The organism is Haloferax sp. Atlit-6N, from assembly GCF_003383195.1.
Classification (GTDB): domain Archaea; phylum Halobacteriota; class Halobacteria; order Halobacteriales; family Haloferacaceae; genus Haloferax; species Haloferax gibbonsii.
The window spans coordinates 161,119-188,085 of record NZ_QEQJ01000004.1; the positions used below are offsets into that span (position 1 = coordinate 161,119).

The 26,967-nt window shown below is 67.2% G+C and carries 25 protein-coding genes and 1 tRNA gene; 9 read left to right on the forward strand and 17 right to left on the reverse strand.

What is annotated here, in order from left to right; all coding sequences use genetic code 11:
- Positions 1-139 precede the first annotated feature (139 nt).
- Positions 140-1,897, reverse strand: coding sequence for an archaeosine synthase (gene arcS, locus DEQ92_RS14785; protein ID WP_050459331.1), 1,758 nt, complete (start codon positions 1,895-1,897; stop codon positions 140-142).
- A gap of 118 nt (positions 1,898-2,015) precedes the next feature.
- Positions 2,016-2,375, reverse strand: coding sequence for a hypothetical protein (locus DEQ92_RS14790; RefSeq protein WP_004976191.1), 360 nt, complete (start codon positions 2,373-2,375; stop codon positions 2,016-2,018).
- 132 nt (positions 2,376-2,507) lie between these two features.
- Here DEQ92_RS14790 and DEQ92_RS14795 point away from each other — a divergent pair, with 132 nt between their 5' ends.
- On the forward strand, positions 2,508-2,969 hold the full coding sequence (locus DEQ92_RS14795; protein ID WP_115821084.1) for a pyridoxamine 5'-phosphate oxidase family protein: 462 nt from the start codon (positions 2,508-2,510) through the stop codon (positions 2,967-2,969).
- A gap of 102 nt (positions 2,970-3,071) precedes the next feature.
- On the opposite strand, the gene DEQ92_RS14800 is transcribed toward DEQ92_RS14795, so the two are convergent.
- Positions 3,072-5,051 carry a PGF-CTERM sorting domain-containing protein gene (locus DEQ92_RS14800; protein WP_199522925.1) on the reverse strand — a complete coding sequence of 660 codons (1,980 nt, stop codon included), beginning with the start codon at positions 5,049-5,051 and terminating at the stop codon, positions 3,072-3,074.
- Between the two features lie 276 nt (positions 5,052-5,327).
- Here DEQ92_RS14800 and epsC point away from each other — a divergent pair, with 276 nt between their 5' ends.
- Positions 5,328-6,191: a serine O-acetyltransferase EpsC gene (gene epsC, locus DEQ92_RS14805; protein ID WP_004976205.1), complete on the forward strand. Its 864-nt coding sequence runs from the start codon at positions 5,328-5,330 to the stop codon at positions 6,189-6,191.
- A gap of 49 nt (positions 6,192-6,240) precedes the next feature.
- Here the strand turns inward: epsC and DEQ92_RS14810 are convergent, their stop codons facing one another.
- The 3 genes from DEQ92_RS14810 to tgtA form a co-directional block, all read right to left on the reverse strand.
- A complete protein-coding gene (locus DEQ92_RS14810; RefSeq protein WP_042662634.1) occupies positions 6,241-6,546 on the reverse strand; it encodes a hypothetical protein in 306 nt (101 codons plus the stop codon).
- A gap of 79 nt (positions 6,547-6,625) precedes the next feature.
- A complete protein-coding gene (locus DEQ92_RS14815; RefSeq protein ID WP_004041883.1) occupies positions 6,626-6,901 on the reverse strand; it encodes a winged helix-turn-helix domain-containing protein in 276 nt (91 codons plus the stop codon).
- 73 nt (positions 6,902-6,974) lie between these two features.
- Positions 6,975-8,567, reverse strand: coding sequence for a tRNA guanosine(15) transglycosylase TgtA (tgtA, locus tag DEQ92_RS14820; RefSeq protein ID WP_115821086.1), 1,593 nt, complete (start codon positions 8,565-8,567; stop codon positions 6,975-6,977).
- 184 nt (positions 8,568-8,751) lie between these two features.
- Here tgtA and DEQ92_RS14825 point away from each other — a divergent pair, with 184 nt between their 5' ends.
- From DEQ92_RS14825 to DEQ92_RS14835, 3 genes are all read left to right on the forward strand, one after another.
- On the forward strand, positions 8,752-9,033 hold the full coding sequence (locus DEQ92_RS14825) for a hypothetical protein (protein ID WP_004976212.1): 282 nt from the start codon (positions 8,752-8,754) through the stop codon (positions 9,031-9,033).
- A complete protein-coding gene (locus DEQ92_RS14830; protein WP_115821087.1) occupies positions 9,030-10,550 on the forward strand; it encodes a methyl-accepting chemotaxis protein in 1,521 nt (506 codons plus the stop codon). The genes DEQ92_RS14825 and DEQ92_RS14830 overlap by 4 nt, the downstream gene beginning before the upstream one ends.
- Positions 10,551-10,621: 71 nt before the next feature.
- Positions 10,622-11,089, forward strand: a complete 468-nt coding sequence (locus DEQ92_RS14835; protein WP_115805300.1) for a cupin domain-containing protein — start codon at positions 10,622-10,624, stop codon at positions 11,087-11,089.
- A 38-nt stretch (positions 11,090-11,127) separates the two neighbouring features.
- Here the strand turns inward: DEQ92_RS14835 and DEQ92_RS14840 are convergent, their stop codons facing one another.
- The 4 genes from DEQ92_RS14840 to DEQ92_RS14855 form a co-directional block, all read right to left on the reverse strand.
- A complete protein-coding gene (locus tag DEQ92_RS14840; protein WP_115805301.1) occupies positions 11,128-12,999 on the reverse strand; it encodes an SLC13 family permease in 1,872 nt (623 codons plus the stop codon).
- A 48-nt stretch (positions 13,000-13,047) separates the two neighbouring features.
- A complete protein-coding gene (locus tag DEQ92_RS14845) occupies positions 13,048-13,821 on the reverse strand; it encodes a CPBP family intramembrane glutamic endopeptidase (protein WP_004976219.1) in 774 nt (257 codons plus the stop codon).
- Between the two features lie 90 nt (positions 13,822-13,911).
- A complete protein-coding gene (locus tag DEQ92_RS14850) occupies positions 13,912-14,499 on the reverse strand; it encodes an NUDIX domain-containing protein (protein ID WP_115805302.1) in 588 nt (195 codons plus the stop codon).
- Between the two features lie 45 nt (positions 14,500-14,544).
- The gene (locus DEQ92_RS14855; protein WP_004976222.1) at positions 14,545-15,276 is read right to left on the reverse strand and encodes a hypothetical protein; all 732 of its coding nucleotides are present in this window, start codon (positions 15,274-15,276) and stop codon (positions 14,545-14,547) included.
- Between the two features lie 119 nt (positions 15,277-15,395).
- On the opposite strand from DEQ92_RS14855, the gene DEQ92_RS14860 reads away from it, so the two are divergent.
- On the forward strand, positions 15,396-16,112 hold the full coding sequence (locus DEQ92_RS14860; protein WP_004976224.1) for a hypothetical protein: 717 nt from the start codon (positions 15,396-15,398) through the stop codon (positions 16,110-16,112).
- Between the two features lie 12 nt (positions 16,113-16,124).
- Here the strand turns inward: DEQ92_RS14860 and DEQ92_RS14865 are convergent, their stop codons facing one another.
- Positions 16,125-16,742 carry a bifunctional 2-polyprenyl-6-hydroxyphenol methylase/3-demethylubiquinol 3-O-methyltransferase UbiG gene (locus DEQ92_RS14865; protein ID WP_004976226.1) on the reverse strand — a complete coding sequence of 206 codons (618 nt, stop codon included), beginning with the start codon at positions 16,740-16,742 and terminating at the stop codon, positions 16,125-16,127.
- Positions 16,743-16,994: 252 nt separating this feature from the next.
- Here DEQ92_RS14865 and DEQ92_RS14870 point away from each other — a divergent pair, with 252 nt between their 5' ends.
- A complete protein-coding gene (locus tag DEQ92_RS14870) occupies positions 16,995-17,189 on the forward strand; it encodes a cold-shock protein (RefSeq protein WP_004041873.1) in 195 nt (64 codons plus the stop codon).
- Positions 17,190-17,304: 115 nt separating this feature from the next.
- Here DEQ92_RS14870 and DEQ92_RS14875 read toward each other — a convergent pair whose 3' ends face one another.
- A complete protein-coding gene (locus DEQ92_RS14875) occupies positions 17,305-19,608 on the reverse strand; it encodes a hypothetical protein (RefSeq protein ID WP_115805303.1) in 2,304 nt (767 codons plus the stop codon).
- Positions 19,609-19,724: 116 nt separating this feature from the next.
- Positions 19,725-20,954 (reverse strand): ABC transporter substrate-binding protein, encoded by a 1,230-nt coding sequence (locus DEQ92_RS14880; RefSeq protein WP_115805304.1) that lies wholly within the window; start codon positions 20,952-20,954, stop codon positions 19,725-19,727.
- A gap of 505 nt (positions 20,955-21,459) precedes the next feature.
- Here DEQ92_RS14880 and DEQ92_RS14885 point away from each other — a divergent pair.
- Positions 21,460-21,981, forward strand: coding sequence for a hypothetical protein (locus tag DEQ92_RS14885; protein ID WP_049905164.1), 522 nt, complete (start codon positions 21,460-21,462; stop codon positions 21,979-21,981).
- A 161-nt stretch (positions 21,982-22,142) separates the two neighbouring features.
- Here the strand turns inward: DEQ92_RS14885 and DEQ92_RS14890 are convergent.
- Both DEQ92_RS14890 and trmY read right to left on the reverse strand, forming a co-directional pair.
- Positions 22,143-22,215: transfer RNA gene (locus DEQ92_RS14890), tRNA-Pro, on the reverse strand.
- 84 nt (positions 22,216-22,299) lie between these two features.
- Positions 22,300-22,896 (reverse strand): tRNA (pseudouridine(54)-N(1))-methyltransferase TrmY, encoded by a 597-nt coding sequence (gene trmY, locus DEQ92_RS14895; RefSeq protein ID WP_050459917.1) that lies wholly within the window; start codon positions 22,894-22,896, stop codon positions 22,300-22,302.
- 164 nt (positions 22,897-23,060) lie between these two features.
- Between trmY and DEQ92_RS14900 the strand changes: the two genes are divergently transcribed.
- Positions 23,061-24,962: an ABC transporter ATP-binding protein gene (locus tag DEQ92_RS14900; protein ID WP_004976251.1), complete on the forward strand. Its 1,902-nt coding sequence runs from the start codon at positions 23,061-23,063 to the stop codon at positions 24,960-24,962.
- Positions 24,963-25,060: 98 nt separating this feature from the next.
- Here DEQ92_RS14900 and DEQ92_RS14905 read toward each other — a convergent pair whose 3' ends face one another.
- Together DEQ92_RS14905 and DEQ92_RS14910 are read right to left on the reverse strand one after the other, a co-directional pair.
- On the reverse strand, positions 25,061-26,080 hold the full coding sequence (locus DEQ92_RS14905; RefSeq protein ID WP_004976253.1) for a hypothetical protein: 1,020 nt from the start codon (positions 26,078-26,080) through the stop codon (positions 25,061-25,063).
- On the reverse strand, positions 26,067-26,966 hold the full coding sequence (locus tag DEQ92_RS14910; protein WP_004976255.1) for a S49 family peptidase: 900 nt from the start codon (positions 26,964-26,966) through the stop codon (positions 26,067-26,069). Before DEQ92_RS14910 ends, DEQ92_RS14905 begins: the two co-directional genes overlap by 14 nt.
- Position 26,967 lies beyond the last annotated feature (1 nt).

Here is a 26,967-nt window from a genome sequence, read left to right on the forward strand (position 1 = left end):
CGTACCATTTACTGGCGTTTCGGAGCCGATTAACGACGGCGATAAGTATATCAAAGTTAAGTAACTTCACCCGGTGGCGGCGAGATGTCCTGCGATTTCCGAGGCGAGTCGGGGACGCGTCACCCGCCCCGCGTTCGCGTCACCGCTCTTCGACGTGTCGAATCTCGACGCCGATGCCGCGCGTGGACTCGACCAGTTCGCGGCCGCCCATCTCGGCGCGGCCGATGGCGAACGCCTTCGGCCCCTCGACGATGACCTCGTCGCCCGGCCGGATGTCCTCGTCGGCGTCGACGACGCCCGGCGCGAGGACCGACCCGTGCGGGACGAACCCGTCGATTTCGACCGTCTTCGTCGGCGCGTCGCTGTCGCGCCACACCTTCGCACCTTCGAGCGTAAAGGAGAGCACGCCGTACTGCGGGACCATCGTCGCCAGCTGCTCGCCCGCGTCGTTCCACACCTGCAGTTTGGGGTAGCGGCTCGTCATCTCCAACTCCACGTCGGAGAAGAGCGCGTCGCCCGCGTCCGGGCCGAGTTGGTAGTCTGCGAGCGCCTTCACGACGTTGTGCTCGCGCTCCTCGCGGGTGAACTTGGGCGCGCCGTCGAGCGTTCGCATGAGGTTCCCGATGGACTCCGTCGTCGTCGGGTGCTCCGAGACGGTGAACTCCACGTCGAGGTTCAGGTCGTCCGCGACGCGCTCGACGATTTCCGTGTAGGCTCCCGGCGGGACGTGGGCGATGATTCGCGGGTAGTCGTTGCGCTCCAGATAGCGTCGGAGCACCTCGGCGACGAACGACTTCTCGTCTTCTGACCAGTCACCCGTGACGACCGAGTCGTAGTGCTGGGCGGGGTAGGTGAGTTCGAGTTCCTGCGGGACGACGCCGATGGGCGAAGTCATCGACACCATGTGCGCGCGGTACTGCACCGCCTCGTGGAACTGCCGGTGGCTCTGGGACTCGCTGTAGGGTTTCTTCGCCGAACACGGCAGGAGCACGAGCGGGTGGTCGAAGCGGTTCCGGTAGCGCTTCGTCACGCGGTCGGCGAACCGCTGAATCTCCACGCGGTCGATGGACTCCTCGGAGGCCGCGGTGAGCTCCGAGTCGCGGATGACGGGAACCCGCTCTTCTATGAAGCTGTACTGCTGGTCGAACCGCCGGAACAGGGCGGTCAGCCACTGGTCGTGGCGGGCCTGCCCCTCCACGTAGTCCCGGAGCCGACCGTCGCGCACGCGGCGGCGGACCCGCGCGAGTTCGGCGCGCAGGGCGTTGGCGTTGTGGTCGGCCGCGTCGGCGCGGGTGAACTCGGAGGCAGGTTTGCGGCAGGCCTCGCAGGCGCAGGGGAGTTCGTCGAGGTCTTCGAGGAAGTACTCGCCGTCGCTCGTGAGGTAGAACCCTTCGAGGCCGCGGGCGCGGGCGAGTTTCTCGTCGACGAGGTCGACGCCCGCGTAGACGAGCAGCGAGACGTTCCGGGGCGTGGCGACGCCCGAGAGCATGAGCGCCGTGTCGGCGGGCAGGTTCTCCTTCGCCTCGATGACGTTGTCGCGGAAGGCGCGCGCGTGGCCGACGAAGCCCTGCGCGTCCGAGAGGATGTAGGCGTCAGCGCCGTAGTCGGCGGCCGTGTCGGCGGTGACGACGGCGGCCGAGGGGAACTCCACGTCGGGGTAGTCCACCGAAAAGGACTCGCGGACCTCGTCGGCGCTCCCGGCGGGAAGCGAGCGGTGAGGGAGCACGGTCAGCACGTCGTCGGAGCCGTCGGGGAACTCGCGCTCGGCCGCCCAGAGGCTGCCGGCGTCCGCGAGCGCGTCGTCCACGACCGCCGGCGTCGTCACCGAGTCGGAGAGCCGCAACTCCCCGATTCGGGCGGCGCCGTCGCGGGCGTGAACCTCGAAGTAATCGGTCATACCCGCTTTCGGCCCCCGATAGGCAATTAACTTGTCTTCTGCGGGCGCGCCGAAACGGGGGAACGCCGGGAGTCTTCGTAAACGGCGAGCCACGCGAAAAACAGCGGAAACGAACGGACTACTCGTTTGACCGGCCGTCTTCGACTTCGATGCGCTGGGGTTCTTCGGTTTGCGCGTCGGCGTCGGCGTCGTCACGGCCGCCCAGTAGCGACGATTGCAGGTTCTTCGCGAACGACTCGACCTGGTTTCGGAGCGTCTTGACCTCCGTCTCGAACTCCTCGACGGAGCGCTCGACGTAGTGGACTCGCTGGATCGGAATCCGGCGGACGACGTCGTTGCCGCCGGCGTCCTCGTCGAGTTTGACTATCCAGTGGTCCTGAAAGTAGGCGATGTTCTCGTTTTCGACGCGTTTCTCGACGGTTCCCTCGTCGGGGTCGTCGTAGACGATTACCGCCGTACCGAGGTCTGTGTCCGTCATCACGGGCCCTTGTATCCAGACACTGGTATGTCTGGTGGCACGGCGAACCCGCCGGCGACCGAGCCCATCGGTTCGGCCGCTCTACTTCCACCGAGCCTACCGAATTTAGCCCGCCCCGCCCGAACGACCACTATGAACGCCCCCGACCCCACCGGCCCGTGGTCGCGCGACCGCGTCGACGACTTCCTCGCCGACGCGACCGTCCCGGTTCGACTCTCGTGTCGCACCCCGGCGGACGACCTCTGGATGCTCTCGCTTTGGTACGAGTGGGACGCCGAGGCGACCGAACTCCGGTGTGCCACCGCGGCTGACGCCGACGTGGTGCGATTCCTCCGCGCCCACGACGACGTGGCGTTCGAAATCTCGACGAACGACCCGCCGTACCGGGGCGTCCGCGGCCGGGGAACCGCGACCGTCGAACCCGACGCGGAGAAGGCAGTGCTGCGGCGACTCATCACGCGGTATCTCGGCGACACCGACTCGGAACTGGCCGAGCGACTGCTCTCGCCCGAGCGCGACGAGGTGATGATTCGGATTCGGCCCGAGCGGCTGCATACGTGGGACTACGCGGCGCGGATGAAACAGTCGAAATAACCCCAAAGCGGGGCGCGTGCCGCGCGGGGTGGCTTTTGGCCCGCGCGGCGTACGAAAAAGGGTGCCTCTGTGTGGTGGTGGGCCGGTGCGTCGTCAGCGGGGTTACCGACGCCGGACGGCGACGAGCGCCGCCGCGACGAGCGCGACGAGGGCCGCGACGAGACCGAAGCCGGGCGCGTCGGTGGACGACTCGCTCGTCGTCTCCATCGACTCGTCGGTCATCTCGGTCGTGGGTTCGTCGGTCATCGTCTCGGTCGGCTCGTCCGTCATCGTGCCTTCGACCGTGTAGTCGGCGGTCGTGACGACCGCGCCGCCGGCGGCCACGTAGGGCCCGTCGTTTTCGCCTTCACCGGTCACGAAGTCGTAGGCCTCGTTGCCGTTGGTGTCCATGTGCGCCATCGGGACGACGGTGCCGGACTCCTCGAGCGGCGTGTCGAGGGTGATTTCGACGTTCTCGTGGGTGCCGGGTTCGAGGTACGCGGAGGTGCCGCGGACGCTCTCGAAGACCTGGCCCTCGGTGACCGTCGCGTCGTGGACCGTCACGAAGCCGCCGTCGTGGAGCGTGACGGACTCGACGGTGACGGTCGTGCCGTCGCCGGACTGGTCCATCGCGGTCACGACCGCGTTGACCGAGGTGTGGGCGCTGGCGACGACCGCGCCGCCGTCAGCCGTGAAGGGGCCGTCGGACTCGCCCTCGCTGGTCACGAAGTCGTAGGCCTCGTTGTCGTTGGTGTCCATGTGCGCCATGGGGGTGAGCACCTGCGAGGAGCGAATCGGCTCGTCGAGAGTGACTTCGACGTCCTCGTGGACGCCGGCGGGCAGGTACATCGAGGTACCGACCACGCTGTCGAACACCGCGCCGCCCGACAGCGACGGGTCGTGAATCGTCACGAAGCCGCCCTCGGAGAGTTCGACGCGGTCGACCACGACGGTCGCGCCGTCCGAGGACTTCATCGTGTAGTCGACGCTGGCGGAGACGGTCGCGTTGCCGCTGTCGACGACGGCGCTGCCGTCAGCCGTGTACGGACCGTCCGCCTCGCCTTCCGATTCGGGGAAGGTGTAGGTCTCGTCGCCGTCAGTGTCCATGTGGGCCATCGGGACGACGGTGGTCGTCTCGTTCAGCGGCGAGTCGAGGGTGACCCGCACGTCGCGGTGCAGGCCGGGTTCGAGGTACGCGGAGGTGCCGCGGATGCTCTCGAAGACCTGTCCGTCGGTGACGGTGCCGTCGTGAATCGTCACGAAGCCGCCGTCGGGCAGGTACGCCGAGTCGACGACGAGGGAGTAGCCGCCGGTGGCCTGCGCGGTGTAGTTCACGCTCGCGGTGTCCGAAGGCATGGCCATCGCGGTGTCGACGACGGCGCTGCCGTCAGCCGTGTACGGGCCGTCAGTCTCCCCCTCGGACTCGGGGAACGTGTACATCTCGTCGCCGTCGGTGTCCATGTGCGCCATCGGGACGAGCGTCGTGTTCTCGGTCACGGGCGCGTCCAGCTCGACGCGGACGTTCTCGTGGACGCCGGCCGGGAGGTACGCGGAGGTGCCGCGGATGCTCTCGAACACCGCGCCCTCGGTGACGGTCGCGTCGTGAATCGTCACGAAGCCGCCCTGCGAGAGTTCGACCCGGTCGACCACGACCGAGTCGCCGGTCGTGGGCTGGTCGGACATCGAGACGGTCGCGCTCGCGTTGACCATCGCGGTGTCGACGACGGCGCTGCCGTCAGCCGTGTACGGGCCGTCGGCCTCGCCGTTAGCCGCGACGAACGAGTAGACGCGGTCGCCGTCGGAGTCCATGTGGGGCATGGCGACGAACGTGCCGGACTCGCCGACCGGTTCGTCGAGGTGGACGGTCACGTTCTCGTGCGTGCCGGCGTCGAGGTACGCCGACGAGCCGACGACGCTCCCGAGGACGTTGCCGTCCGTGACGGAGGCGTCGTGAATCGTCACGAAGCCGCCGTCGGGGAGCGTGACGGAGTCGACCGTCACCGTCGTGCCGCCTGTCGCTTGGTTCTCGAAGGAGACGGACGCGGTCTCCTGTTGTGCCGCTGCGGCCGCCGGGATGCCCCCGACGACCACGACGAGTGTCATCAACACTGCGAGTGTGCGTCGCATGTCTCAGAGGGGGACGAATATTTAAAAGAAGATTTTCCGAACTGTCACCCAAATCTCTCCCCGTTGTGTCCCCAGTCGCCCGATTTCGGCGGCCAGAAGCCTTATCCGTCGGTCGGGGGCGCGCCGATTCCTCGGAGCGAACGCGCCGACTGGCGAGGTCGATTCGCGCCCGAGAGTCGCGGTTCGAAGGCGGCGAATCGGGCCCGATGAGACGGGGTTAAATACCGCTCGTCCACCAACTATCGCTATCGGATGTCCTACACCTACTCGGGCGACGCGCACCTCGGGCTCGCGGCGTCCTACCGCGCCGACGACGACCCCTTCCCCACGGACACGTCGCTTTCGTTCCCGCGGCGGAATCACCTGCGAGAGGACGTCGACCTCATCAAGCGACTCCTGTTCCCGCGCTGTTGGAACGCGGGGCCGTGGGTCGGCGACGAGGAGCTCCTCCGCGACGCGGTCGCCAACTTCGCCGCGCTCTGTCACTCCGGTATCGCCCCCTACGCCGACGAGGACCCCGCGCCCGTCGTCGACGAGGTTGTCAGGCGACTGCCCGACATCCGCGAGACGCTGAAGAAGGACGTCGAGGCGGCCTACAAAGGCGACCCGGCCGCGCGCGGCTACATCGAGATCATCCGGTCGTACCCCGGCGTGCAGGCGATTATCGTCCACCGCGTCGCCAACGCCTTCTACGAGGCCGGCGCGCCCGAATACGCCCGCGAACTCGCCGAGTACGCGAAGATGGAGTCGGGCATCGACATCCACCCCGGCGCGACCATCGGCGACTACTTCTTCATCGACCACGGCACCGGCGTCGTCATCGGCGAGACGACGACCATCGGCGAGTGGGCGCGCATCTATCAGGACGTGACCCTCGGCGCGCTCCACTTCGAGGAGGACGAAGACGACGAACACTCGCTCAAGAAGGGGTACAAGCGCCACCCGGACATCGGCGACAGCGTCGTCATCGGCGCGGGGACCAAGGTGCTCGGCGCGGTCTCCGTCGGCGACCACGTGAGCATCGGCGCGAACTCGTGGGTCACGGAGGACGTGCCGGACCACACGAGCGTCTTCATCTCCGAACACCCGACCCACGAGCGGAAACACCGCGACTGAGCGGGCGAAGGTGCGTCAAAACCGGACGGGAGCGGGAAAAATCGTGTTTTCAGTCGAACGTGATCCACGCGAGGAACACGAGGCCGAACGTCTCGAAGACGTGCAACAGCATCATCAGCCGCCAGGCGATGACGGGCACGTCGGTGCTGAACCACCCCGAGAGCGTCGGGTCGAGGATGTACATGTAGAACGCCAGCGCGTTCTCGGCGAGGAGGAACACCCCGAACACGAGGAGTCCGACGGCGTGTTTGGACCTGAAGGTCAGGTAGTTTCGGGCCCACACCGCCGATAGTGCGAGTAGCACGACGACGTTGACGCCCGAGGAGACCGTCGCGACGTCCACCCAGATACTCATTCGTTCTCTCCTTTCCCCGTCATCCTGATATACGCTTTCCCAAATCTTTCCATAATCACCGCGTCCGTGACTCGCATGCTCAGTCCATTCGCTCGACGATCGTCTCGACGGTCTCCCAGTTGGCGCGACACCGCGGCGACGGGAGGTAGACCGCGCCGTAGTCGTCGCCGCTCCGCTGGACCACGTCGTTGTCCATGAGCACGTCGAGGTGGTGCCGGACGGTCTTGTAGTCGAGGTCGAGCGTCTCGGCCAGTTGGTTGGCGTTTCGCGGCTGCTCCTCTACGGTCTTGAGAATACGCACACGGTTTTCGCCGCCGCGGGTTCCCGTGAGCACGTACCAGAGGACAGCCTCCATCGTGTTCGTTGATACGTCGGGTGAACCTAAGAGCATCGACCGACAGACGCCGACGCGACCGCCCGGGTCGGCGCTACTCGTCTGACAGTCCGTCGGAGTCGCCCACGTCGCCGGCGTCGACTCCGTCGGCGGCGTCAGCGGCCTCGCCTTCGTCGTCCCCCTCGGACGACGCCTCGTCGCCCAACCGCTCGGAGACCGTCGAAAGCGACTCCAGCTCGACCGACTCGGGGACGCGGGCGAGTGCCGACTCGGGCCAGTCGTCGTGCGCCAGCGTGAACGCCGCGTCGGGGTTCTCCTCGACCAGCCGCGAGACGCCGCGGGCGGCCTGCTCGTAGGCGTCGCGGTCGAGTCGCTCGGGGACCTCGGCGGTGAGCGGGTACGTCTCGGAGAGCGACCGCGGGAACGGGCCGAACGGCGGGACGACCCGCCACGTCGCGTCGAAGTCGTCGCCGGAGGGAGTGCCGCCCTCGGTGAGGAGGACGTGGCCCTCGGCGGTCAGGCGGTCCATCCGGGCGTGGTGGCGCGCGACCTCGGGGCGGTGGGCGCTCTCGTTGGAGGCGTAGAAGAACGCGCCCTTCGAGGCGGGGTCCTCGCGTTCGAGCTGGTCGACGTGGTCGAGGAGGGCGCGGTAGCCGTCGAGCATCGCCGGGTGCGAACGGGCGCGCTCCTCGACGAGTTCCATCAGGTCGCCGTCGCGGATGGCCTGCTTGATGCGGCGGAGTTCGGCGAACGTGACGTGGAGGTTGTGTTCGGCGAGCAGTTGCTCCTGTTCTTTCGACCCCGCGGCCCGCAGGTCGTCGGGCGAGTACTCGGTACAGATGGGGCAGGTACACGGGAGGTATTCGAGGTCTTCGAGGTGTTCGGTCCCGCGGACCGTGAGATACCGGCCGTCGCGGGCGTAGAGGGCGTAGGCGGCGGAGTCGAAGAGGTCGCAGCCGAGCGCGACGGCGAGCGCGAGCATCATCGGGTGGCCCGCGCCGAACAGGTGAACCGGGGCGTCGACGCCGAGGCCGCGCTTGGCGGCCGCGACGGCGTCGACCATGTCGTCGTAGCGGTAGGCGTTCATCATCGGCACGACCGCGCCCACGGGGAACACGTCGAGGTCGGTCGCGTCGGCGTGGCGGCCGGCCTCCTCGCGGAGGTCCGGGTAGGTCGACCCCTGAACGGGCGCGTTGACGAGCATCTCACCCGTGTCGGACGCCTCGGCGTCGGCGAGGGCCTGTCTGGTGATTTCGAGGTCCGTCTCGGCCTGCTCGCGGGCCACGTCCGGCGGCGTCGGGATGTCGACCGGGGTGGCGATGTCGGTCCCGATGTCGCGCTGAAACTGCAGAATCTCCTCGGTCGTCGTGTCGATTTCGCCGTACTCGGCGAGTTGGAACGACCCCGAGTCGGTCATGATTGCCCCGTGGAAGTCGAGCATCTCGTGGAGGCCCACGTCGAGCGCCTCCTCGCGGAGGTGCTCGTTCGTCTTGATGATGTAGGAGTTGGTGATGAGGATGTCCGCGCCGAACTCGGACTCCAACCGCGCGGGCGAAATCGTGTCGATGTTCGGGTTGACGACCGGCAGGAGGGCCGGCGTCTCGACGGTGACCCCCGCACGCGGGACCGACAGACGGCCGATTCGGCCGGCGAGGTCCCCGTCGCGGAGTTCGAAGTGGTCGCGCATGGAGTGGCGTTTCCCGAGCGCGGCGGTAAGGGTTCCGTTCGCGGGTCGGCCGCGCGCGAAAACAGACGCACGACCGGAAATCGGTTCACGCGTTGAAATGTTCTAGAAAATATACAGCAAGGGTATCAAACGTGATTTTTTGGGCGAACAGTTTACAAAGAGATTAGCAGAACTGGGAAACCAGATGTTAGCCAACCTATCGCCACTCGAAGTAACCGCGCTCGCCGTCGCGCTCGTCGGGCTGATACCGGTTATCACGCAGTACAGAGACGAGACGAAGCTGTTCGCCGCGGGGTACGTCATGCTCGTCATCGGCATCGTGGCCACGAACGTCGAGGCGCTCTTCCTCGGGTCGGTACTCAACTTCGTCGAGCACGCGGTCGGCATCGGCCTCGCGGGCGTGACGTTCTTCGCGGCCGCGTACGTCCGCCGGAAAAACGTGATCAAAGGCGGTGAGGGCTCGTGATAATCGACGCGTTCTTCGACGCTATCGGAACCCTCGGGTTCATCGGCGCGGCGGTGCTGGCGTGGCTCAACTACCGCGACACCGACGCGGAAGCGTCGTTCTGGCTGACGTACGCGTTCGCTTCCGTGCTGGCGATTCTGTGGATGGCCAGCCTCACGCTGGAAAAGGTCGGCATCTATCCCGAGGTGTTCGACCTCGCGAGTTCGCCGCTCATGACCGCCACGGTCGCCGTCTTCGCCATCGGCGGCACGGCGACGCTCGCCATCGTCGCGGACATGAAGGAGCTCGTCAACAGCGCCGAAGAACGGCGGCGCGAACTCGACGCGCTGACGACGGACCTCGAACGGCAGGCAGAGAACTACGGCGACGCGATGCAGACGGCCGCCGACGGCGACCTCACCGTCCGCGTCGACGCCGAGAGTCAGAACGACGCGATGCGTCGCATCGGTCGCGGGTTCAACGAAATGCTGGAGGCCATCGACTCGGTCATCGTCCAGATACAGACGTTCGCCGAGCAGGTCGACGACGAGAGCTCCGAGGTCACCGCGAGCGCGGACGCCGTGAAGACGACGAGCACGGACGTGGCGAACAGCATCGAAGAGATTTCGGCGGGCAACGAGACGCAGCACCGGAACCTCAACGCCGCGGAGTCCGAACTGAGCAACCTCTCTGCGACCATCGAGGAAATCGCCTCCTCCTCCGAGGAAATCGCGCGGCAGTCCCAGCAGACCGTCGGGCGCGCCAAGGAGAGCCAAGAGGCCGCCAGTTCGACCATCGAGAAGATGGAGCAACTGGAGTCGCGGTCGACCGAGACCGTCAGCGAGGTCGAAGACCTCCAGCAGTCGGTCACGCAGATCAGCGAGGTCGTCGACCTCATCGACGACATCGCGGAGAAGACGAGCATCCTCGCGCTCAACGCCTCCATCGAGGCGGCGGGCGCGGGCGACGCGGGCGAGGGGTTCGCCGTCGTCGCCAGCGAGGTGAAGACGCTCGCCGAGGAGACCGCCGAGGCGACACAGGAGGTCGATTCGATCATCCGCGACATCGAGAAATCGACCGAGAACGTCGCCGAAGACACCTTCGAGACGCAAGACGAGGTCGAAGCGAGCCGCGAGACCGTCGGCGAGACGGTGGACGTGCTCGAGGAAATCGTCCACAAAATCGAAGACAGCAACGACTCCATCCAGTCCATCAGCAGCGCCACCGACGAGCAGGCGCAGTCGACCCAGGAGGTCGTCACGATGATGGACGAGATAACGAACCTCAGCGACCGGACGGCCTCCGAGGCCCAGAACGTCTCCGCCGCGGCCGAAGAACAGACGGCCGCGACCCAGCAGATTGCGGCGTCGTCCTCGTCGCTCTCGGAGCGCGCACAACAGCTCAAGTCGCTCGTCTCGCAGTTCGACTCCGGACGCGCGGCGGGCGGCGCACCGGGCCGCGAGACGGCGACGCCCGCGGCCTCGACCCCCAACCGAGCGATGCGGGCCGACGGGCGCGGCGACGACCGTCCGAACTGACCGACGCCCGGCGACCGCGCCGGCGAGCGACCCCGACGAACGTTTTTCCGCCGACTCGCCGAACGCCCGATATGGAACCGGTCAACGAGTCCGACCTCGACTGGAGGGTCCGCGACGGCGTCGAAGGCACGTTCAAACAGAAGCGATTGGGCGCGGCCGCCGGAAGCGACCACCTCGGCTGTAGCCTCTACGAACTCCCGCCCGGCGCACAGCCGTGGTCGTACCACTACCACGCCGCGAACGAGGAGGCGCTGTACGTCCTCTCCGGGCGCGGGCAGGTTCGCCTCGGCGGCGAGGTCCACGCCCTCTGCGAGGGCGACTACGTCCCCTGCCCGACCGACGAGTCAGGGGCGCACTGCGTCGTCAACGACGGCGACGAACCGCTCCGGTATCTGGCGATGTCGACCATGCGCGACCCCGACGTGACGGTCCACCCAGCCATCGACAAAGTCGGTGTCTACGTCGGCGCGCCGCCGGGGCGCTCGGCGGACCGAACGGTCTCGGCGTTCTACGACCACGAGTTCGACGGCGACGACTGAGTCGGCGGTGGCCGACTCGCACGGCGGGGGCGACGCGCCTACGCGCCGACGCCCCAGAAGAAGGCGATGCCGGCCACGGTGACGACCGACAGGAGCAACTGCAGCGGCGCGCCGACGCGGAGGAAGTCCGAGAACGTGTAGCCGCCGGGGCCGTAGACGAACAGGTTCGTCTGGTAGCCGACCGGCGTCATGAAGGCCGTCGAGGCCGCGAACGTCACGGCGAGGACGAACGCGAACGCGTTGGCCCCGATTGATTGGGCGGCGCTGGCGGCGACGGGAATCATGAGCACGACGCTCGCGTTGTTCGAGATGACGCTCGTGAGCAACCCGGTCGCGAGGTAGAACACCCACAGGACGCCGAGTGCGGGGAGGAACGTCGCCGTCGAGGCGACGGCGTCACCGAGGAGCGCCGCGGCACCCGTCTGTTGGAGCGCGACGCCGAGCGGGATGACGCCCGCGAGCAGGAAGATGACGTTCCACTCGACCGACTTGTACAGTTCGTTCGGTTTGAGCACGCCGGTGAGAATCATCGCGACGACGCCGCCGAGCGCCGAGACGACGATTGGGAGGACGTTGAACGCCGGGAGCGCGACGACGCCGGCGATGATGGCGACGGCGAACGGCGTCTTTTCGGTTCGGTAGTCGGTGTCCTCGAACTCGTGGGCGACGATGAAGTCCTCGTTTTGGACGAGTCGCGTGAGGCTGTCGGGCGGTGCCTGCACGAGCAGCGTGTCGCCGACGCGGATGTCGATGTCCTCGAACCGGTCGCGGACGACCTTCCCGCGGGTCCGGAAGGCGAGGACGTTCGCGTCGTAGCGCTGTCGAAACGTCGAACTGGCGAGGCTCTCGCCGACGAGAAACGAACCCGACGGGATGACGACTTCGACCATGACCGGCTCTTCTTCGCCCGGGTGGAGCTCGCTCTCCGAGCGGGGCCCGCCGACGAACGTGAGCCCTTCCGAGCGCATGATTCGTTCGAGCGTCTCCCGGTTCGTGCGGAGCCGGAGCGTGTCGTTCTGGTGAATCTCCTTGCGGGCCAGCGGCTCCAAGAACTGCTCGCCGTAGCGGATGAGCTGTAACACGTCGATGTCGAGGTCGTCGTTCCCGAGGGCCTCCTGAACGGTCTGGCCGATGAGCGACGAGTCCGCGGGGACGACCACGTCGGCGAGGTACTCCTGGAGCGCGTACTCCTCGAGGAGGTCGTCCTCGGCGGGCACCCGCTTCGGGAGCAGGCGGACGCCGACCGTCATGAGGTAGACCGCGCCGACCACGAAGACGATGACGCCGAGCTTGGTGAACTCGAACATGCCGAAGGCGTGGAGGCCGAGGCCCGGCGACTCCCGTCCGAGTTGGGCCGCGATGTCGCTGGCGAGGATGTTCGTCGAGGTCCCGATGACCGTCAGGGTGCCGCCGAGCATCGAGGCGAACGAAAGCGGCATGAGGAGCTTCGACGGCGAGGTCTTGCCCTTGTGCGCGAGGTCTGCGACGACCGGGACGAGGATGGCCACGACCGGCGTGTTGTTGATGAATCCCGACACCGGGCCGGTGACGCTAATCGTCGCGGCGAGTTGCTTCGTTTGGCTGTTGCCGGCGTACTCGGCCATCTTCCGGCCGATGAGTTGGACGATACCGGTTCGGTTGACGCCAGTGCTCAAGATGAGCATCGCCAACACGGTGATCGTCGCGGGGCTGGCGAATCCCGAGAGCCCCTCCTGCGGGGTGATTTGCGTCCACGGCTCCAGCACCATCAGGAGGACCATCACGACGATGGCGGTCACGTCGATGGGGAGCCACTCGGTGGCGAACAAGACGAGAGAGAGGAGGATGAGCGCGAAGACGACGAGCATATCCACCGTGACGGCCGCCGGAACCAGCCCCTGGACGGCCGACACGAGTGTGGAGAAGAACACGTCTGTTCGAGGGGACAGCGAAGGAAAAAGGCTGGTATCGCCGGCCGCTTAGAACAGCAGCCCGGTCGGGACCTCGCCGGGGTTCATCTCGGCGAACTTGAACACGAGGTACGCCAAGGAGAACAGCGTCGCGTTGTACGCGCCGTGGATGAGCGCCGGGACGGCGATGTTGTCGGTCAGCTCGTACGCCGTGCCGAAGACGACGCTCGGGAAGAACAGGATGCCGATGGTGACGAGTCGACCGCCCGCGCCGCCGGTGAGCGCGACGTAGTGAATCGCCGCGAAGATGGCGCTGGCGAGGGCGATGCCCGGAACCGGGCCGAACGACTCGCGGATGCGGTTCTGGACGACCCCGCGGAACAGCAGTTCCTCGCCGGGGCCGATGAGGAGGAACGACGCCGGGACGAGGAGCAACAGCACTTCGGGGTCCTGCGCGGCGATTTCGGTCACCTGGTTCGACCCCGCTTGGACGCCGAACGTCGAGACGAGGAACGCGCCGACGAACGCCGCGACGAGCGCCGTCACGTAGCCGAGGACGACCGCGACGACGTCGCGGAGCGACGGGACGGAGACGCCGAAGTACGAGCGTCCGAGACCGCGGTACCGACTGTAGGCGACGGCGACGCCGCCGAAGGCGATGCCCTGCAGGAGAACCAGCGACGTGACGACGAGCGCGAGCGGTGTCAGTTCGATGCCCGCGCTCAACGCCGCGAACTGCGTGATGACAACGAGTATGGTCCCCACCGCGAGACCGCCGCCGCCGAGGGCGATGGCCGCGAGGAAGGACCGAACGGGGTCGGGGAGGCGCGTCGTAGTAGCCACAATCGACCCCTTGGGGCGCCGGCGTCAAAATCCTTCTCGCCTCGGAGGGGGGTTCGAGACGCGAACGCGGGGTGCGCGGAACCGACCGCGCTACTCGCCGGCGAGTTCGTAGTAGAGCACGCCGAGGACCGTCCGCGCGTCGCGGACCTCGCCCGCGAGGACGGCCCGCTTGAGGTCGTCGTAGCCGACCGTCGTCGGGCGGATGCTCTCGTTGAAGTCGAGGTTCTGGTCGGCGCTCGGCTCGCACCCGCGCGCGACGAAGTAGTGGTGGACCGAGTTGGCGATGCCGTTGGCCGGCTCGACGGTCACGAGCGGTTCGACCGCCTCGGCCTCGTGACCGGTTTCCTCGGCGAGTTCGCGCCGGGCGGCCGCGGCGTAGTCGTCGTCGTCCGGTTCCGTGCCGCCGGCGGGGAGTCCGCGGTTCGTCCGGCCGACGGCCTGTCGCCACTCGTCGATGACGACCACGTCGCCGTCGGGCGTGAACGGCAGGACGACGACCGCCGCCGGCTCGTCGACGTAGTGGAAGTCCGTCTCGGTCCCGTCGGGGAGCCGAACGTCGTCCATGCGGATGTCGAAGCCGGGACACGAGTAGTCGATGCGCGTGTCGGTGGTCTCCCACGCGAGGTCGTCGGTGGGGGCGGCGAGACTGTCGTCAGCCGTCTCGGAGTCGTCGTTCATGACATCACGTGCCGGCGGTGATTCCAAAAGCGTCGCGGTGCCCCGCTACCCAGCGTCGTCGAACGAGACGGTCGCGAGGTCGGCTTCGAGGTCGTCGACGTACTCGTTGTACGCCTCCACGAACGCGACGAAGTCGCCGGCGAGTTCGCGCACGTCGGGCGCGGCGGGGGGTTCGTACTGCGACAGCAGGTAGATGCCGCCCTCGCCGCCGACGCGGAGGTACGACGCCCGCGGGCCGTCCCACTTCAGCTCCCAGCGCGTGCCGCCGACCCGCTGGGTGAAGGTGCCGTACTCGCCGTCGAAGCGGTTGAGTTCGCCCGCCATGGTGTCGGCCACCTCGCGGATGGTCGAGACGAGTTGGTCCCGCTGGGCGACGATTTCCTCGGTCGTCGTGACCGCGGGGAACTCCGTCGGTACGTCGTCGAGGACGCCGTCGAGCGACTCGACGTGCTCGTTGTACGCCTCAACGAACGCCGGGTAGTCCTGCATCGCCGTTCCGAGCGCCTTCGGCTCCGGGGGCTGTTTGGTCGAGACGACGTACGTCTCGCCGCCCGACTTCCCCTTGAACCGGAGGTACTGCAGCGCGCCCGCCTCGTACTTGAGCGTCCACGTCCCGCGGCGCGTCTTGAACGTCTCCTGGCCGTAGTCGCCGCCCTGGAGGATGGCGAGTTCGCGCGCGATGGGTCCCGCGTGGGCTTCGACCGCGGCGACGACCTCGTCGCGGTTGGCCGCGACGTCGTCGACGCTCGTGATATCGAACGAGAGGGCGTCAGTCATTGTCGGAGGGTGGGGGTTGGAGGGGATAAGTTCGTTCGTCGCCAGTTTTATCACCGATAGTACACGTCTCGAACGTGATGAGCCAACACAGGGCAACGATTGGTGGGACAATCGGGGGCATGGCACAACGGGCGAACCCGGCGTTCGCGGGCGGCATCGTCGCCGTGTCGGTAGTCGCACTCGCGTACGCGGTCACGCTCGGGTCGCTCCAGCAACACACGTACGTCCACGTCATGGCGGGACTGCTCTGGACCGGGACCGACCTGTTCATGGGGGCGATTCTCGGGCCGGTCATCGGCGGGTTGACCGACGAACAGAGCGCCGCGGTGTTCGAGCGCCTCACGCCGAAGACCTCGTTTTTCCTCCCGTCGATGGCGCTCGTCACCATCGCCGGCGGCATCACGCTCGCCCAGCGACTCGGGGTGTTTCCCCACGCCGAACCGTGGCTCGCGCTGTTCACCGCCGCGAACCTGATTCCGGTTCTCCTCCTGCTCGGGTGGCGGCTGAACGCGTGGCGCGACCGACGCTGGCAGGTCGTCTTCGCCGTCGCCACCGTCGGGTCGCTCGCGTGGGTCGCGACCACCATCGGCGACTTCCAGATGACGACCCCGGCCATCGTCGTCGCGCTCGTCATCGTCACTATCCTCTCGGTGCAGGGCTTCGGCTTCCTGATGCCCGGCGAGATACGGATGTACTTCGAGATGACCTCCGAGGACCCCGACCCCGGCGTCATTTCGGCCATCGGAAAACAGAACGCCATGCTCGGCGGCGTGCAGGGACTGTTCCAACTCGTCCTCATCGCCGACATGGTGTACCTCCGCTACGGCGGGTTCTGACCCGAACCGAGGTCAGTCGGTCCGGCGGAACACGCGGAGGGTGTCGCGGTCGCCGCGCTCGCAGGCGACCTGTTCGAAGCCGAACGGCGCGAACACGGCCTCCCAATCGCGGTAGTAGAGGGGGAAGTCGTACTCGTCGTCGTTGACGCCGCGGTCCTCGGGCGGGACCGACTGGTCGCCCTCGTTTTCGACGGTGACGAAGTAGTCGCTCGCGCTCCGGGCGAGCGCCTCGAACACCCACGCGTCGTCGGGGTGGATGTGCTGGAGCGTCTCGATGGAGTAGACGGCGTCGAACTGGCCCGGGGAGAACTCCTCGGCGACCTCCTCGATGGCGGCGGCGTGGAACGTCCCGCAGTCGGCGAGGTCGGGGTAGGCGTCGGCCATCACCTCGAAACAGTCGGGGTTGATGTCGACGCCGTGGAGGTTCTCGAAGCCGTGTTCGCGGAGGTGCGAGAGGTGCCGACCGGGACCGCAACCGAGTTCGAGAATCGACGCCGAGGGGTCGAGACGCGCCTCGAAGACGCGCCGAATCGACTCGCTCGTCTCGTTCGGCCCGTAGTACGCGTAGTACTCCGGCGAGAACTCTCCCGACCGATTCGCCCACTTCCGACGAACGTCGTTAGCATCCACGGTGTCGGAGACCGTCCGGCCACGCGTAAAGCCTCGTCGGCCGCGACCGACCGGATTCGACGGGGGGAACTGCCGATACCACAGCTTATCGAGGAATCACCGTCGAACCACTAGGCGAGCGCGGGTAGAACCGACATACCAGAACATTCGTCTACAAATGTCGATGATTCAGAAACATATTCAATAAAATAACCCCGTGACAACACGACCCTCACAAGTCTTATCCGTAAAGGGCGTGTGTGTTCAAAAGCAATGGCGAAAGGAAACGTTGATTTCTTCAACGACACTGGCGGCTACGGTTTCATTTCGACGGACGATGCTGACGACGACGTGTTCTTCCACATGGAAGACATCGGCGGCCCGGACCTCGAAGAAGGCACGGATGTTGAGTTCGACATCGAGCAGGCCCCCAAGGGCCCCCGCGCGACGAACCTCACGCGCCTTTAAACTAATTTAGTACGCCGCGTTTTCGCGGCAGAACGATAACTCACATTTTGCGTATATTCGACCGGCGAGCGACGCGTTCGCGGCCGGTCGGCTACGCGACCTATCCACGCACCACTCAGAGCGCGTCGGCCGCGCGGGCCTGCTCCGAGCGACGGCGCGCCTGTTCGAGTCGCCGGTCGGCCGCCCGAGAGAGCGACCCCGGAAGCTCCCCGCGCGCCTCGGCTAACCGCTCAGCCACGCGTTCGAGCCGCGACGCGACGGTGTCGAGGCTCTCGTCCGCCCGGCCGCGCTCGCCGGCCTCGGCGCGTTCCGCGGCCCGGTTCGCGGCCTCGGCGACCGATTCGAGCGCCTGCGCCAGCCCGCGGACCGCGTTCGCCTGTCCGTCGCTCGTCGCCGTTCCCGTCGAGTCGTCCGGGGTACCCGTGCCCGACGAGTCGTCCGAAGTACCCGAGTCGTCCGAGTCGTCGCTGTCGCCGCCGTCTCTCTCGTCGGCCGCCGCGACCGCCGCGGCCGTCTCGGCGGCGATGTCGGCGAGGAAGGTCGCGAGCGACGACTTCCCGGTCCGCGGGTCGTCGATTCGGACGCTCGGAATCGACGCCGGCGCGGACCCGGAGTCAGAATCCGAGTCGTCGCCCGCGGCGCTCGCGTTCGGGTCGGGGTTCACGCGGAACGCGCCGATTTCGTCGTCGCTGTCGCGGACTTCGACGGTGTACGCGCCGCCGCGGTGGACGTAGACGGCGTCCGGCCCGGACAGCGGCGCGTCGTACAGCCGCCCGGCGAAGTCGTCTTCGAGCGCGAGCGACGTCAGGTCGCGGTCGGTCCCGTCGGCGTCGACTTCGACTTTCGTCGCCGACTCCCGGGCGACGAGCGGGATTTCGCCGCCCACGCCGGCCGTGGTGAGCGTCTCGCCGTCGTCGCCGTCGGTGGATGACGATTCGGTCTCTGTTGCGGACTCCGACCCGGGCCCCGCGTCGCCGACCTGAACCGTCTCGCTGTGTGGTGCCGAACCTGCGCCGTTCACCGTGAGCCGATGCTCGCCCGCGGGGACGTCGCGGAGGACGCCGAGACCGCCGAACGTCGGCGCGGCCTCCGGGTCGCTCTCCAAGAGGAGGACGGACTCGACGCCCGACTCGCGGGTCGTCACGCCCTCGCCGTCCGGCGCGTCGGCGTCGGTGACGGCCTCCGTCACCCGGACGAAAAGCGTGTTGAGCGCCGAGGGCTCGTCGACGACGTCGTACCGCTCGGCGAGGGCGCTGCGGTGGGTCGGGTCGGTGATGTCCGCCGCGGGGTCGGCGTAGCGCGACTGGCTCCACGGCGTGCTCGTCGTCGTGAGGTGGCTCGCAATCGCGTCTTCGGCGAACGTCGGGACCGCGAACTCGAAGCTCAGTTGCGGCCCGGTGAACTCGGTGATGTGTTCGACCTCGCCCGCGGAGACGAGCGCGTATTCGATGTCGGCGTCCGCGTCCGCGTCGCGCTCGCCGGTCGCCTCGGGCCCGAACACCAACCCCGTCGACCGCGCCGGGAGGTCCGTCGGCGGCGACGACAGCGCGTCGAACGACCGCACCGTGAGCGCCTCGCTGACGAGGGAGTCGCGGGTGACCGACGGGAGTCGCTCGTCTTCGTACACCGGCGCGCCGTCGAGTTCCGGGACGACGTAGGGGAGGCGCGCGCCCTCGTCCCGCGGGAGGCCGTAGGCGATGGGTATCTCCGCGGCGTCCTCGATACGGTCGAACGCCCGGTTCGTGATGTCCGCGAACGTCCCGCCCGTCGGGAGCCGCTGGAATCGGTCGGCGCGGTCGTTGAGCGAGAGCGCGCTGGAGTGCGACCCGAGTTCGGAGAGCACCCGCGGCGGACGCGCGGGGTCCGGGTCGAGGAACTCGTTGTTCGGCACCGACCGCGAGTGCGAACTCGCCACGTAGAGTTGGGGGACCGGCTCGTCGTCCGCCGTGTCGACGAAGACGTGCAGCACCTCCCAGTCGTGCCAGTGGAAGTTCGTCGTGAACTGGTCGAACACCGAGTAGAACCAGTACTGCACGGTCGTCAGCGACGAGTCCTCGTATCGAACCACGTTGTAGAACACCGTCGGCTCCGGCGCTCGCTCGCCCGTTTCCTCCTGTGTCGCGTGGTAGCCGTCGAAGGCGTCGAAGCCGTCGACGACCGTCTCGCCGTCCCGGTCGCTCGCGTACGACCGCGGGTCCGTCGGGAACCACGTCTCGTCGGCGTCGAAGTAGAGCGTCGGCGCGAACCGCGCGGCGAGGTCGCGGGCGACGTCGGCGTCGACGCTGGCGGTCGGGGCGGCGGTGCTGGCGGTCTCGGTCGAGTCGCCGCCGAGGGCCGAACACCCGGCGAGCGACCCGAGGCCGGCGCTCCCGAGCGCGGCGAGGAACGCCCGTCGGTCGAACGCGGGTCGGTCCGTCATCTGTCTATGTGGTGGAGTCGAGGACGGAACAAATCTCTTGTGTCGTTCGGCGACGGCGGGTGCGGGGCCGGTAGTGGGGCCGGTAGCGGGGCCGTCGATGCGGCTCCGGCGGCCGCTCAGAACTCGCCGTTGATGATGTCGGCGACGTGCTGACGGTCGAACAGCTGTTCCTCCTCGGGGATTTCGGGGTACGGTCCGCCGTCCGAGGTCGGCCACGCGCCGAACTCCTCGGGATGGAACTGCTTGGCGCTCATCTCCAGTTGGAAGAGGTTGAGAATCGGACCCTGATAGCGCGCGCCCTGCGGGTAGACGCGACCGTTCTGGACCGCCGAAATCTCCGCGGCGACGGGGTCGTCTTCGAGCGTCGCTCGGAGGTCGTTCATGCTGACGTTCGGCTGCATCCCGCTCAGGAAGAGGATGACGTCGGGGTCTGCCTCTAAGAGCGCCTCGAAGTCGACGTTCGAACCGGACTCGATGGAGCCTTCGAACGCGTCGTGGGGTTCGAGCGGCCGAATGTGTGATGACATAAAGCCGGGGTTGCCGACCGTGTACGCCCAGATTTGCTTTTCGATGTCGGCCGCGGTGAGAAGCACCACGCTCGGGCGCTCGTCTTCCGGCGGGAGCCGTTCCTCGATGGTGGCGAGCACGTCGTTGCGAACGGCCGTGAGCGCCTCGTAGCGCTCTTCTTCGTTGAGCACCTGCGCGACCTTCTCGAACTGCTCCCACAGCGTGTAGTACTCGTAGTCGCCGGTCCACTCGTCGGTCGGCGACGCGTGACGACCGCTCAGCGAGTTCCCGAACCACGGCGAGATGTTGTCGTCGACCTCCTCGATGTCGTCCATGTCCCACTGTTCGAGCTGGACGACCCACGCGGGGTCCGCCAGATGCACGTCGCTGTCGAGTTCGTAGAGCTTCTCCTTGCTCGTCTCCCACGAGGGATACAGGTCCGCCCAGTCGACCTCGACGCCCGGGAGCCGCGCCGTGAACTGCTTCCACGTCGTGTCGTAGTACTCCGGCCCGTTGACCGCGTTCACGTCGTCGCCGCGGCCGAGCGCGAACGCCATCCCCGCGTGGTGGGTCAGCCGCGTGAAGATGCTCTGCGGCGGCTCGTCGAACTCGACGGTGCCGACCGGCGACATCGTCACCGAGTACGAACTGTCCTCGGGCGTCTCGGTCTCCGTTTCCGTTGCCGTCTCGGTCGTCGACCCGGTCTCGGCGTCCGTCGTCGGCTCCGAACCGTTCCCCCCGGTACAGCCGGCGAGCAGCCCGCCGCCGACGGCCGCGCCGCCGTACTTCACGTAGTCGCGCCGCGTCAATCCCTTCCGTGGTGTCTCGTCGCGTTCCATAGTTTTTTAGGCCAGCCTAAAATAGATAATTGCTTCGGTTCCCGGACGACAGCGGGGCCGTCACGAGCGCGAACAGCGCCTCGTCGGCTCGGCCGCGCGTCGGCTCCGACAGGAAACTGCGGGGGCCGGCCTCGCGTCGCCGCTTGGTGCGATTGGACTGCCTTCGGCCGTTCGGCCGATTCCGTGCTCACCTTGGGTCTGTCGGCGGCGAGGCGGCGGTCGAGCCGTCGGTACCGCTCGCCCTCTTCTGTTTTAGGTTGGCCTAAACTATTGAAGCTTTTCGGTTTGGTGGCGTGGGCGGCAGTAACCACTCCGTGTAACTCGATTGAATCAGTCGTTCTCGGCCTGTGGAAGACTCGTATTTCAAACGTCTCAGGGCTCCCGTAGCTCTCTCTCCTAGGAGCATGAGTTCCGCATCGATCACGCCACTCACCGGTGAGTCGTCCAATACATATCATGCCACGAATATATTATATATCCTGAATATATCCCACCAGACACTCTAATGACCAACCTTACTGATGCGATTCAACCGTATCTGTCCTCCAACGAGTCTATTCGCGCTGCTCGAGCCAACGACTCAAGCGCGGTCGTCGTCACAGACCGGCGCGTTATGGAGGTTAAACGCGGCTCAGACAGTCGAGGACGTGACCTCAAACTTGCGAAGAGCACGCTCATTACGGGACCAAACATTCTCGGTGTCAAAATCGTCGAGGAAGGGAGTGAGCGAGTGGACCTCCAAGGACTCGCCGCCGGGTTGGTAGCACTCGTACTCGGTTTGGGGATTTTCTTCGTCACCGAGCGTGTGAGCGGTGAGCTCGCAGGTCTTGCTGAACTCGTCGGACTGGCCTCGGCGTTCATTGGTGGAATCATCGGTGTCGTGTACATCTGGAACGCGGTCCAGACGAAGCAAGGCGCAGTCACGGTGAAGGTTATCGGCGATGACGGGGACGTGATTGAGACGATTTCGCTCGCGGAAGAAGAGGCGGATGTGGCAGCAGAGATCTCGAGTGTGATCGGAGCGTAATCAAATGAGTTCCTGTGACTTTGATTTCGGGGCTCCGTCAATTCAGATTCGAACTTCCCTCGCTGTCGCTCGGGCGTTCGGATCTTCAGTCGCCCAGACAACCGTTTCGGGGGGACTCGCACACGCTACGCGGTGCTCGTTGGCGTTGAAAGGGGTAGAAATGGGCCGGCTCAGATTCGAACTGAGGTTACGGCCACCCGAAGGCCGAAGGATACCAAGCTACCCCACCGGCCCGCATTTTGAGGCAAGCCACCGTCGCGTTTAACAGTTGTGATTGTGGGCCACCGTCAGACGGCGTGACACACCGCCGACCCCGCCTCAGTACCGCGAATAGCCCGCGGTATCGAGGTAGTTGTGCGCGACCGTAATCGAGTGGTCGGCGTGGAGAATCTCGGGACCGAGTCGGACCCGCTCGTCGGCGGCGGCCGCCAGCAACTCGGCCTCCTCGTCGGTGAAGTCGTGGTGGTCCGAGAGGACGAAAAGCGGGTTTTCGGGCGGTTCGACCTGAACCACGGGGTCGCCCTCCTCGTGGAGTTCGACCACGGTCGCGTCGCGGGCGGCCTCCTCCAGCGTCGTCTCGAAGCCCATCCGGCGGATGGAGACCCCCGGCGACGACTCGGCGGGCATGTGCCCGATTGCCTCCTCGCGCTTCTCCAGCGCCTTGCGAATCAGGGCGGCGGTGGAGCGCTCGTCGGGGTTGAGCCGACGGAGTTCCGAACCTTCGAACCGGACGGTGTACTCGTCGCCGAGGACGAGATGAACCCGAACGTCCTCGCGGATGTCGTGCGAGAGGAAGAACGCGGCGTTGACACAGCGACAGAGCACGTCGAGTCGGCCGGCCCCGCCGGCGATGTCGTCGAGCGAGAAGTCGGGCGTCGTCGGCGCGTCGTGGCCGATGACGATGAATTGGCGCATGACTCCGATTCGTCGCGTGGGAACCTTATCGCTGTTCACTCGGGCGGGCGTGCGGGCGAGGGCGAAGCGACGCCCGCAGCGGGCGCGAATCTCCCCGACCGCGCACGTCATATCCGCCGGACGCTTACCTCGGGTAAGTGAGCCTCAAATCCGGGCGCGACCCGATGGTCCGCCTGTTCGCCGAATACGGTCGCGAGAACCTGGCGTGGTTCGTCGTCGGGCTACTGGCGAGCGTCCTCGGGCGACTCGTCGCCATCGTCCCGGCGCTCGTCCTCGGGGTCGCCATCGACGCGGTGTTCTTCCGGAACACGGCGTACGCCCTCCCGCTGGTTCCGTCGTCGTGGCTGCCGACGACCGTCTCCGGGCAGTTCTGGCTGAGTTTCTGGCTCGTCATCGGAGCGTTCGTCGGCGGGGTCGCGCTCTCGTGGGTGCAGGGCCTCGGCCTCGCGGTCTACTCGAATCGCGTCCAACACGCCGTCCGCGTGGACACCTACGACGCGCTCCAGCGCCTCGATATGGCCTTCTTCGACGACAAGCAGACCGGGCAGGTGCTGTCGATTCTCGACGGCGACGTGCGAAACCTCCGGACGTTCCTCGACAGCACGCTCTCGGGCGGCCTCCAGTTGGTCGTCGCCGTCGTCGGCATCGCGGGCGTGCTGTTCTACCTGAACGCCCAGCTCGCGGTCGTCACGCTCGTGGCCGTCCCGCTTCTGGCCGTCTTCACCGTCTGGTTCATGCGGACGATTCGGCCGCTGTACCGCGCGCTCCGCGAGAGCGTCGGCGCGCTCAACACCCGCATCGAGAACAACGTCTCGGGGATGGAGGTCATCAAGGCCTCCGCGACCGAGGACTACGAGACCGACCGCGTCGCCGACGCCTCCATGGACTACTACCGGCGCGCCCTCGCGGTCGTCAGGCTCGACTACCTCTATCAGCCGTCGATGGAACTCCTCGCCGGCGTCGCGTTCGCCGCCACGTTCGCCATCGGCGGCGTCTGGCTCATCTTCGGCCCGCCCGCCCCCTTCACAGGGGACCTGCTCGTCGGCGAGTTCGTCACGTTCCTGTTCATGACCCAGCGGTTCATCGACCCGCTGTCCGGCGCGGGCCGCATCGTCAACTCCTACGAGAACGCCCGCGCCTCGGGCGAGCGCATCTTCGGGCTGGCCGACCGCGAGGCCGTCGTCCGCGACGCACCCGACGCCGAGTCTCTCGACACCGTCGCCGGGCGAATCGAGTTCGACGGCGTCTCGTTCGCCTACGCGACCGGCCGCGACGTGCTCCACGACGTCTCGTTCGCGGCCGAGCCGGGCGAAACCGTCGCGCTCGTCGGCCCCACGGGCGCGGGAAAATCCACCGTCGCGAAGCTCCTCCTCAGGCTCTACGAACCCACGGACGGAGCGGTCCGCGTGGACGGCCACGACGTGCGCGACGTCGAACTCAGGAGCCTCCGCGAGGCCATCGGCTACGTGAGTCAGGACGTGTACCTCTTCGACGGGACTGTCAGGGAGAACCTCCTGTACGGAGCGTTCGACGCGACCGAGACGGAGATGGTCGCGGCCGCGAAAGCCGCCGAGGCCCACGAGTTCGTCTCGCGGCTCCCCGAGGGCTACGACACCCGCATCGGCGAGCGCGGCGTGAAGCTCTCGGGCGGCCAGCGCCAGCGGCTCTCCATCGCCCGCGCGATGCTCCAAGACCCGCGGATTCTCGTCCTCGACGAGGCGACGAGCGCCGTCGACACCGAGACGGAACTGCTCATCCAGCGCGCGCTCGACCGCCTCTCGGCGGGCCGGACGACGCTCGTCATCGCCCACCGGCTCTCGACGGTCCGCCGCGCCGACGCCATCGTCGTCCTCGACGAGGGCGAAGTCGTCGAGTCGGGCACCCACGACGAACTCGTCGAACTCGGCGGCCTCTACGCGACGCTCTGGGGCGTCCAAGCCGGCGACGTGTCGGGCGTCTCCGCGGACATCCTCGCGCGACTGGTCGAGCGAAGCCGCGCGGCCGACGAGGCCGACGCGGACCGCATCGCCGACGGAGTCACCGCCGACGGCGGCGAAGGCGCCTGAGGAAGTCGTCAACCGACGCTAGGCGAAGAACGACGAAAGAAAACGGGGCGGGGCAGCGAAGCCGGGAGTCCGGCTTCGGCCGCGTCGGTGCGACTCAGTTACGCCGGAGTCGGGGCGGTTCCCTGTCCGGGTGCCGAACCGGCCTCGCCGCCGGATTCGGGCGTGGCCGGGGCGGGCGCGCCGGACTCCTTGTCGCCGGAGACGAGGAAGTCGGCGAGGTTGCCGACGAGCACCTCGTTGTCGGCCTCGTAGGCCGATTCGGGCGCGAGGAAGTCGGCGTCACCGATGGCGACGACCGTCTCGCTCTGGGCGGCGACCGTGTACGGACCGGTCTTGCGAATCGACTCGACGCGGGTCTCGCCGCCGGAGACGAGCGCCGGCGAGACGCTGTCGGCCGAGACCGAAAGCGGCGCGGCGTCGCGGAACACGACCTCGTCGACGCCCTCGGTCAGGGCAGTTTCGCCCTCGGGCGTGGCGTAGACGTTCTCGTAGTTGAGGTAGTAGTCGTGCATGTTGTACAGCGACGAGGAACCGAACGAGACCCCGTAGTCGGAGGTCAGCCCGGCGTCGCCGCCGACAGCGCCGGACGACACCGAGACGGTGATGAGACCGAGGACGCTCGTCGTGCCCGCGGACTGCGGGTCCCCGACGAGGGCGACGCGGCCGCCGGCGTCCTCGAACGACCGCAGGCCGGCGAGCTGGTCGCCGGTGTACGGCTGTTCGGGGTTGACGACGACGAAGGCGTCGGCCGACCGGAGCGAGGCGTTGAAGTTCCGCTGGGCGTCCTCGCGGGTGAGGTACTTCACCTGATGGCCGTTGGCGACGAGCGCGTCGACGAGCGGTTGCATGTCGGACTCGCTCACACCGTTCTCGTGGGCCACGTCGATGAGGACGGTTTTGGGCTCCGCGTTCGAATCCATCGTCACCTCGCCCGATTCGGGGCCGGGCGTGGCGACGAGTTCGTCCGCGTCGAACGCCTGTTTCGCGGCGTTTTCCGTGTCTGCCGGGGCGCTACCGCCGAGTTGGAAGGCGTAGGGTGCCACCGCGGCTCCGACCAAGATGAGGCCGAGCGCGACCGCGAAGACGACCGTCCCGCCGAGTAAGTTACGCTGAGACATTGCCGATCACCTCATCTTCGTACTGCACTTGTCCGTACACCATCAGGAACTGCGGCGCGCGAACGCCGTCGTACCCGATGGGACTCTCTTGGATGACGACCGACGAATTACCGTTCTGCGAGCTGAGAAGGATGATTCCCGAGCGGGTCGGGGGCTCCTTCTCGACGACCTCGTAGTTTTCGAGGCCGGCCTCGGAGGCGGCGCGGTCGATGGCCGTCTGAAGCGTGCCGATGTCGTCGGCGTAGCCGTTCTGCGTGGCGCGAGCGCCGGTGTAGACCTTCGCGTAGGCGACCTCCTCGCGCGACAGCGAGAGTTCGTCGCCGCGGTGGTCCATGACGCTGCCGACGAAGGCGTGCTTCAGCGTCTCAATCTGCGCTTCGCGGTGGTCGAGAGTCATCGACGCCTTGTCGGGGCCGGTGCGAATCTCGCTGGACGTGCCACCGTAGGGGGCCGACCCGCGGACGCCGACGCTCCCGATGACCGACGAGGGCGTCACGTAGATGCTCTCGGAGGGGAGCATCGTGTAGTACGCGCCCGACGCGCCCGTTCCTTGGACGCTCGAAACGACGGGCATCTCTTGGGCGGTCCGATTGACCGCCAAGTACATGCGCTCGGAGGCGGCGGCAGAGCCGCCGGGGCTGTCGACCTGCAGGACGACCGCCTTTATCGATTCGTTCTCTCGCGCTTCGTGGAGGTCCTCTTCCAGCTGGTCAGCTGTGTAGGAGGTGATGGTCCCGTCGACCGAGATGACCGCGACCCTGTCGGGGGTGGGCGCGGCCGCGTCGTAGACGACGGGGGCGAGGAATGCTCCAACCAGGACGGCCGCGACGAGGGCGAGGACCGAGATGGTCCGCGCCGACGCCGCGGAGGAGGGTTTTGATACCATA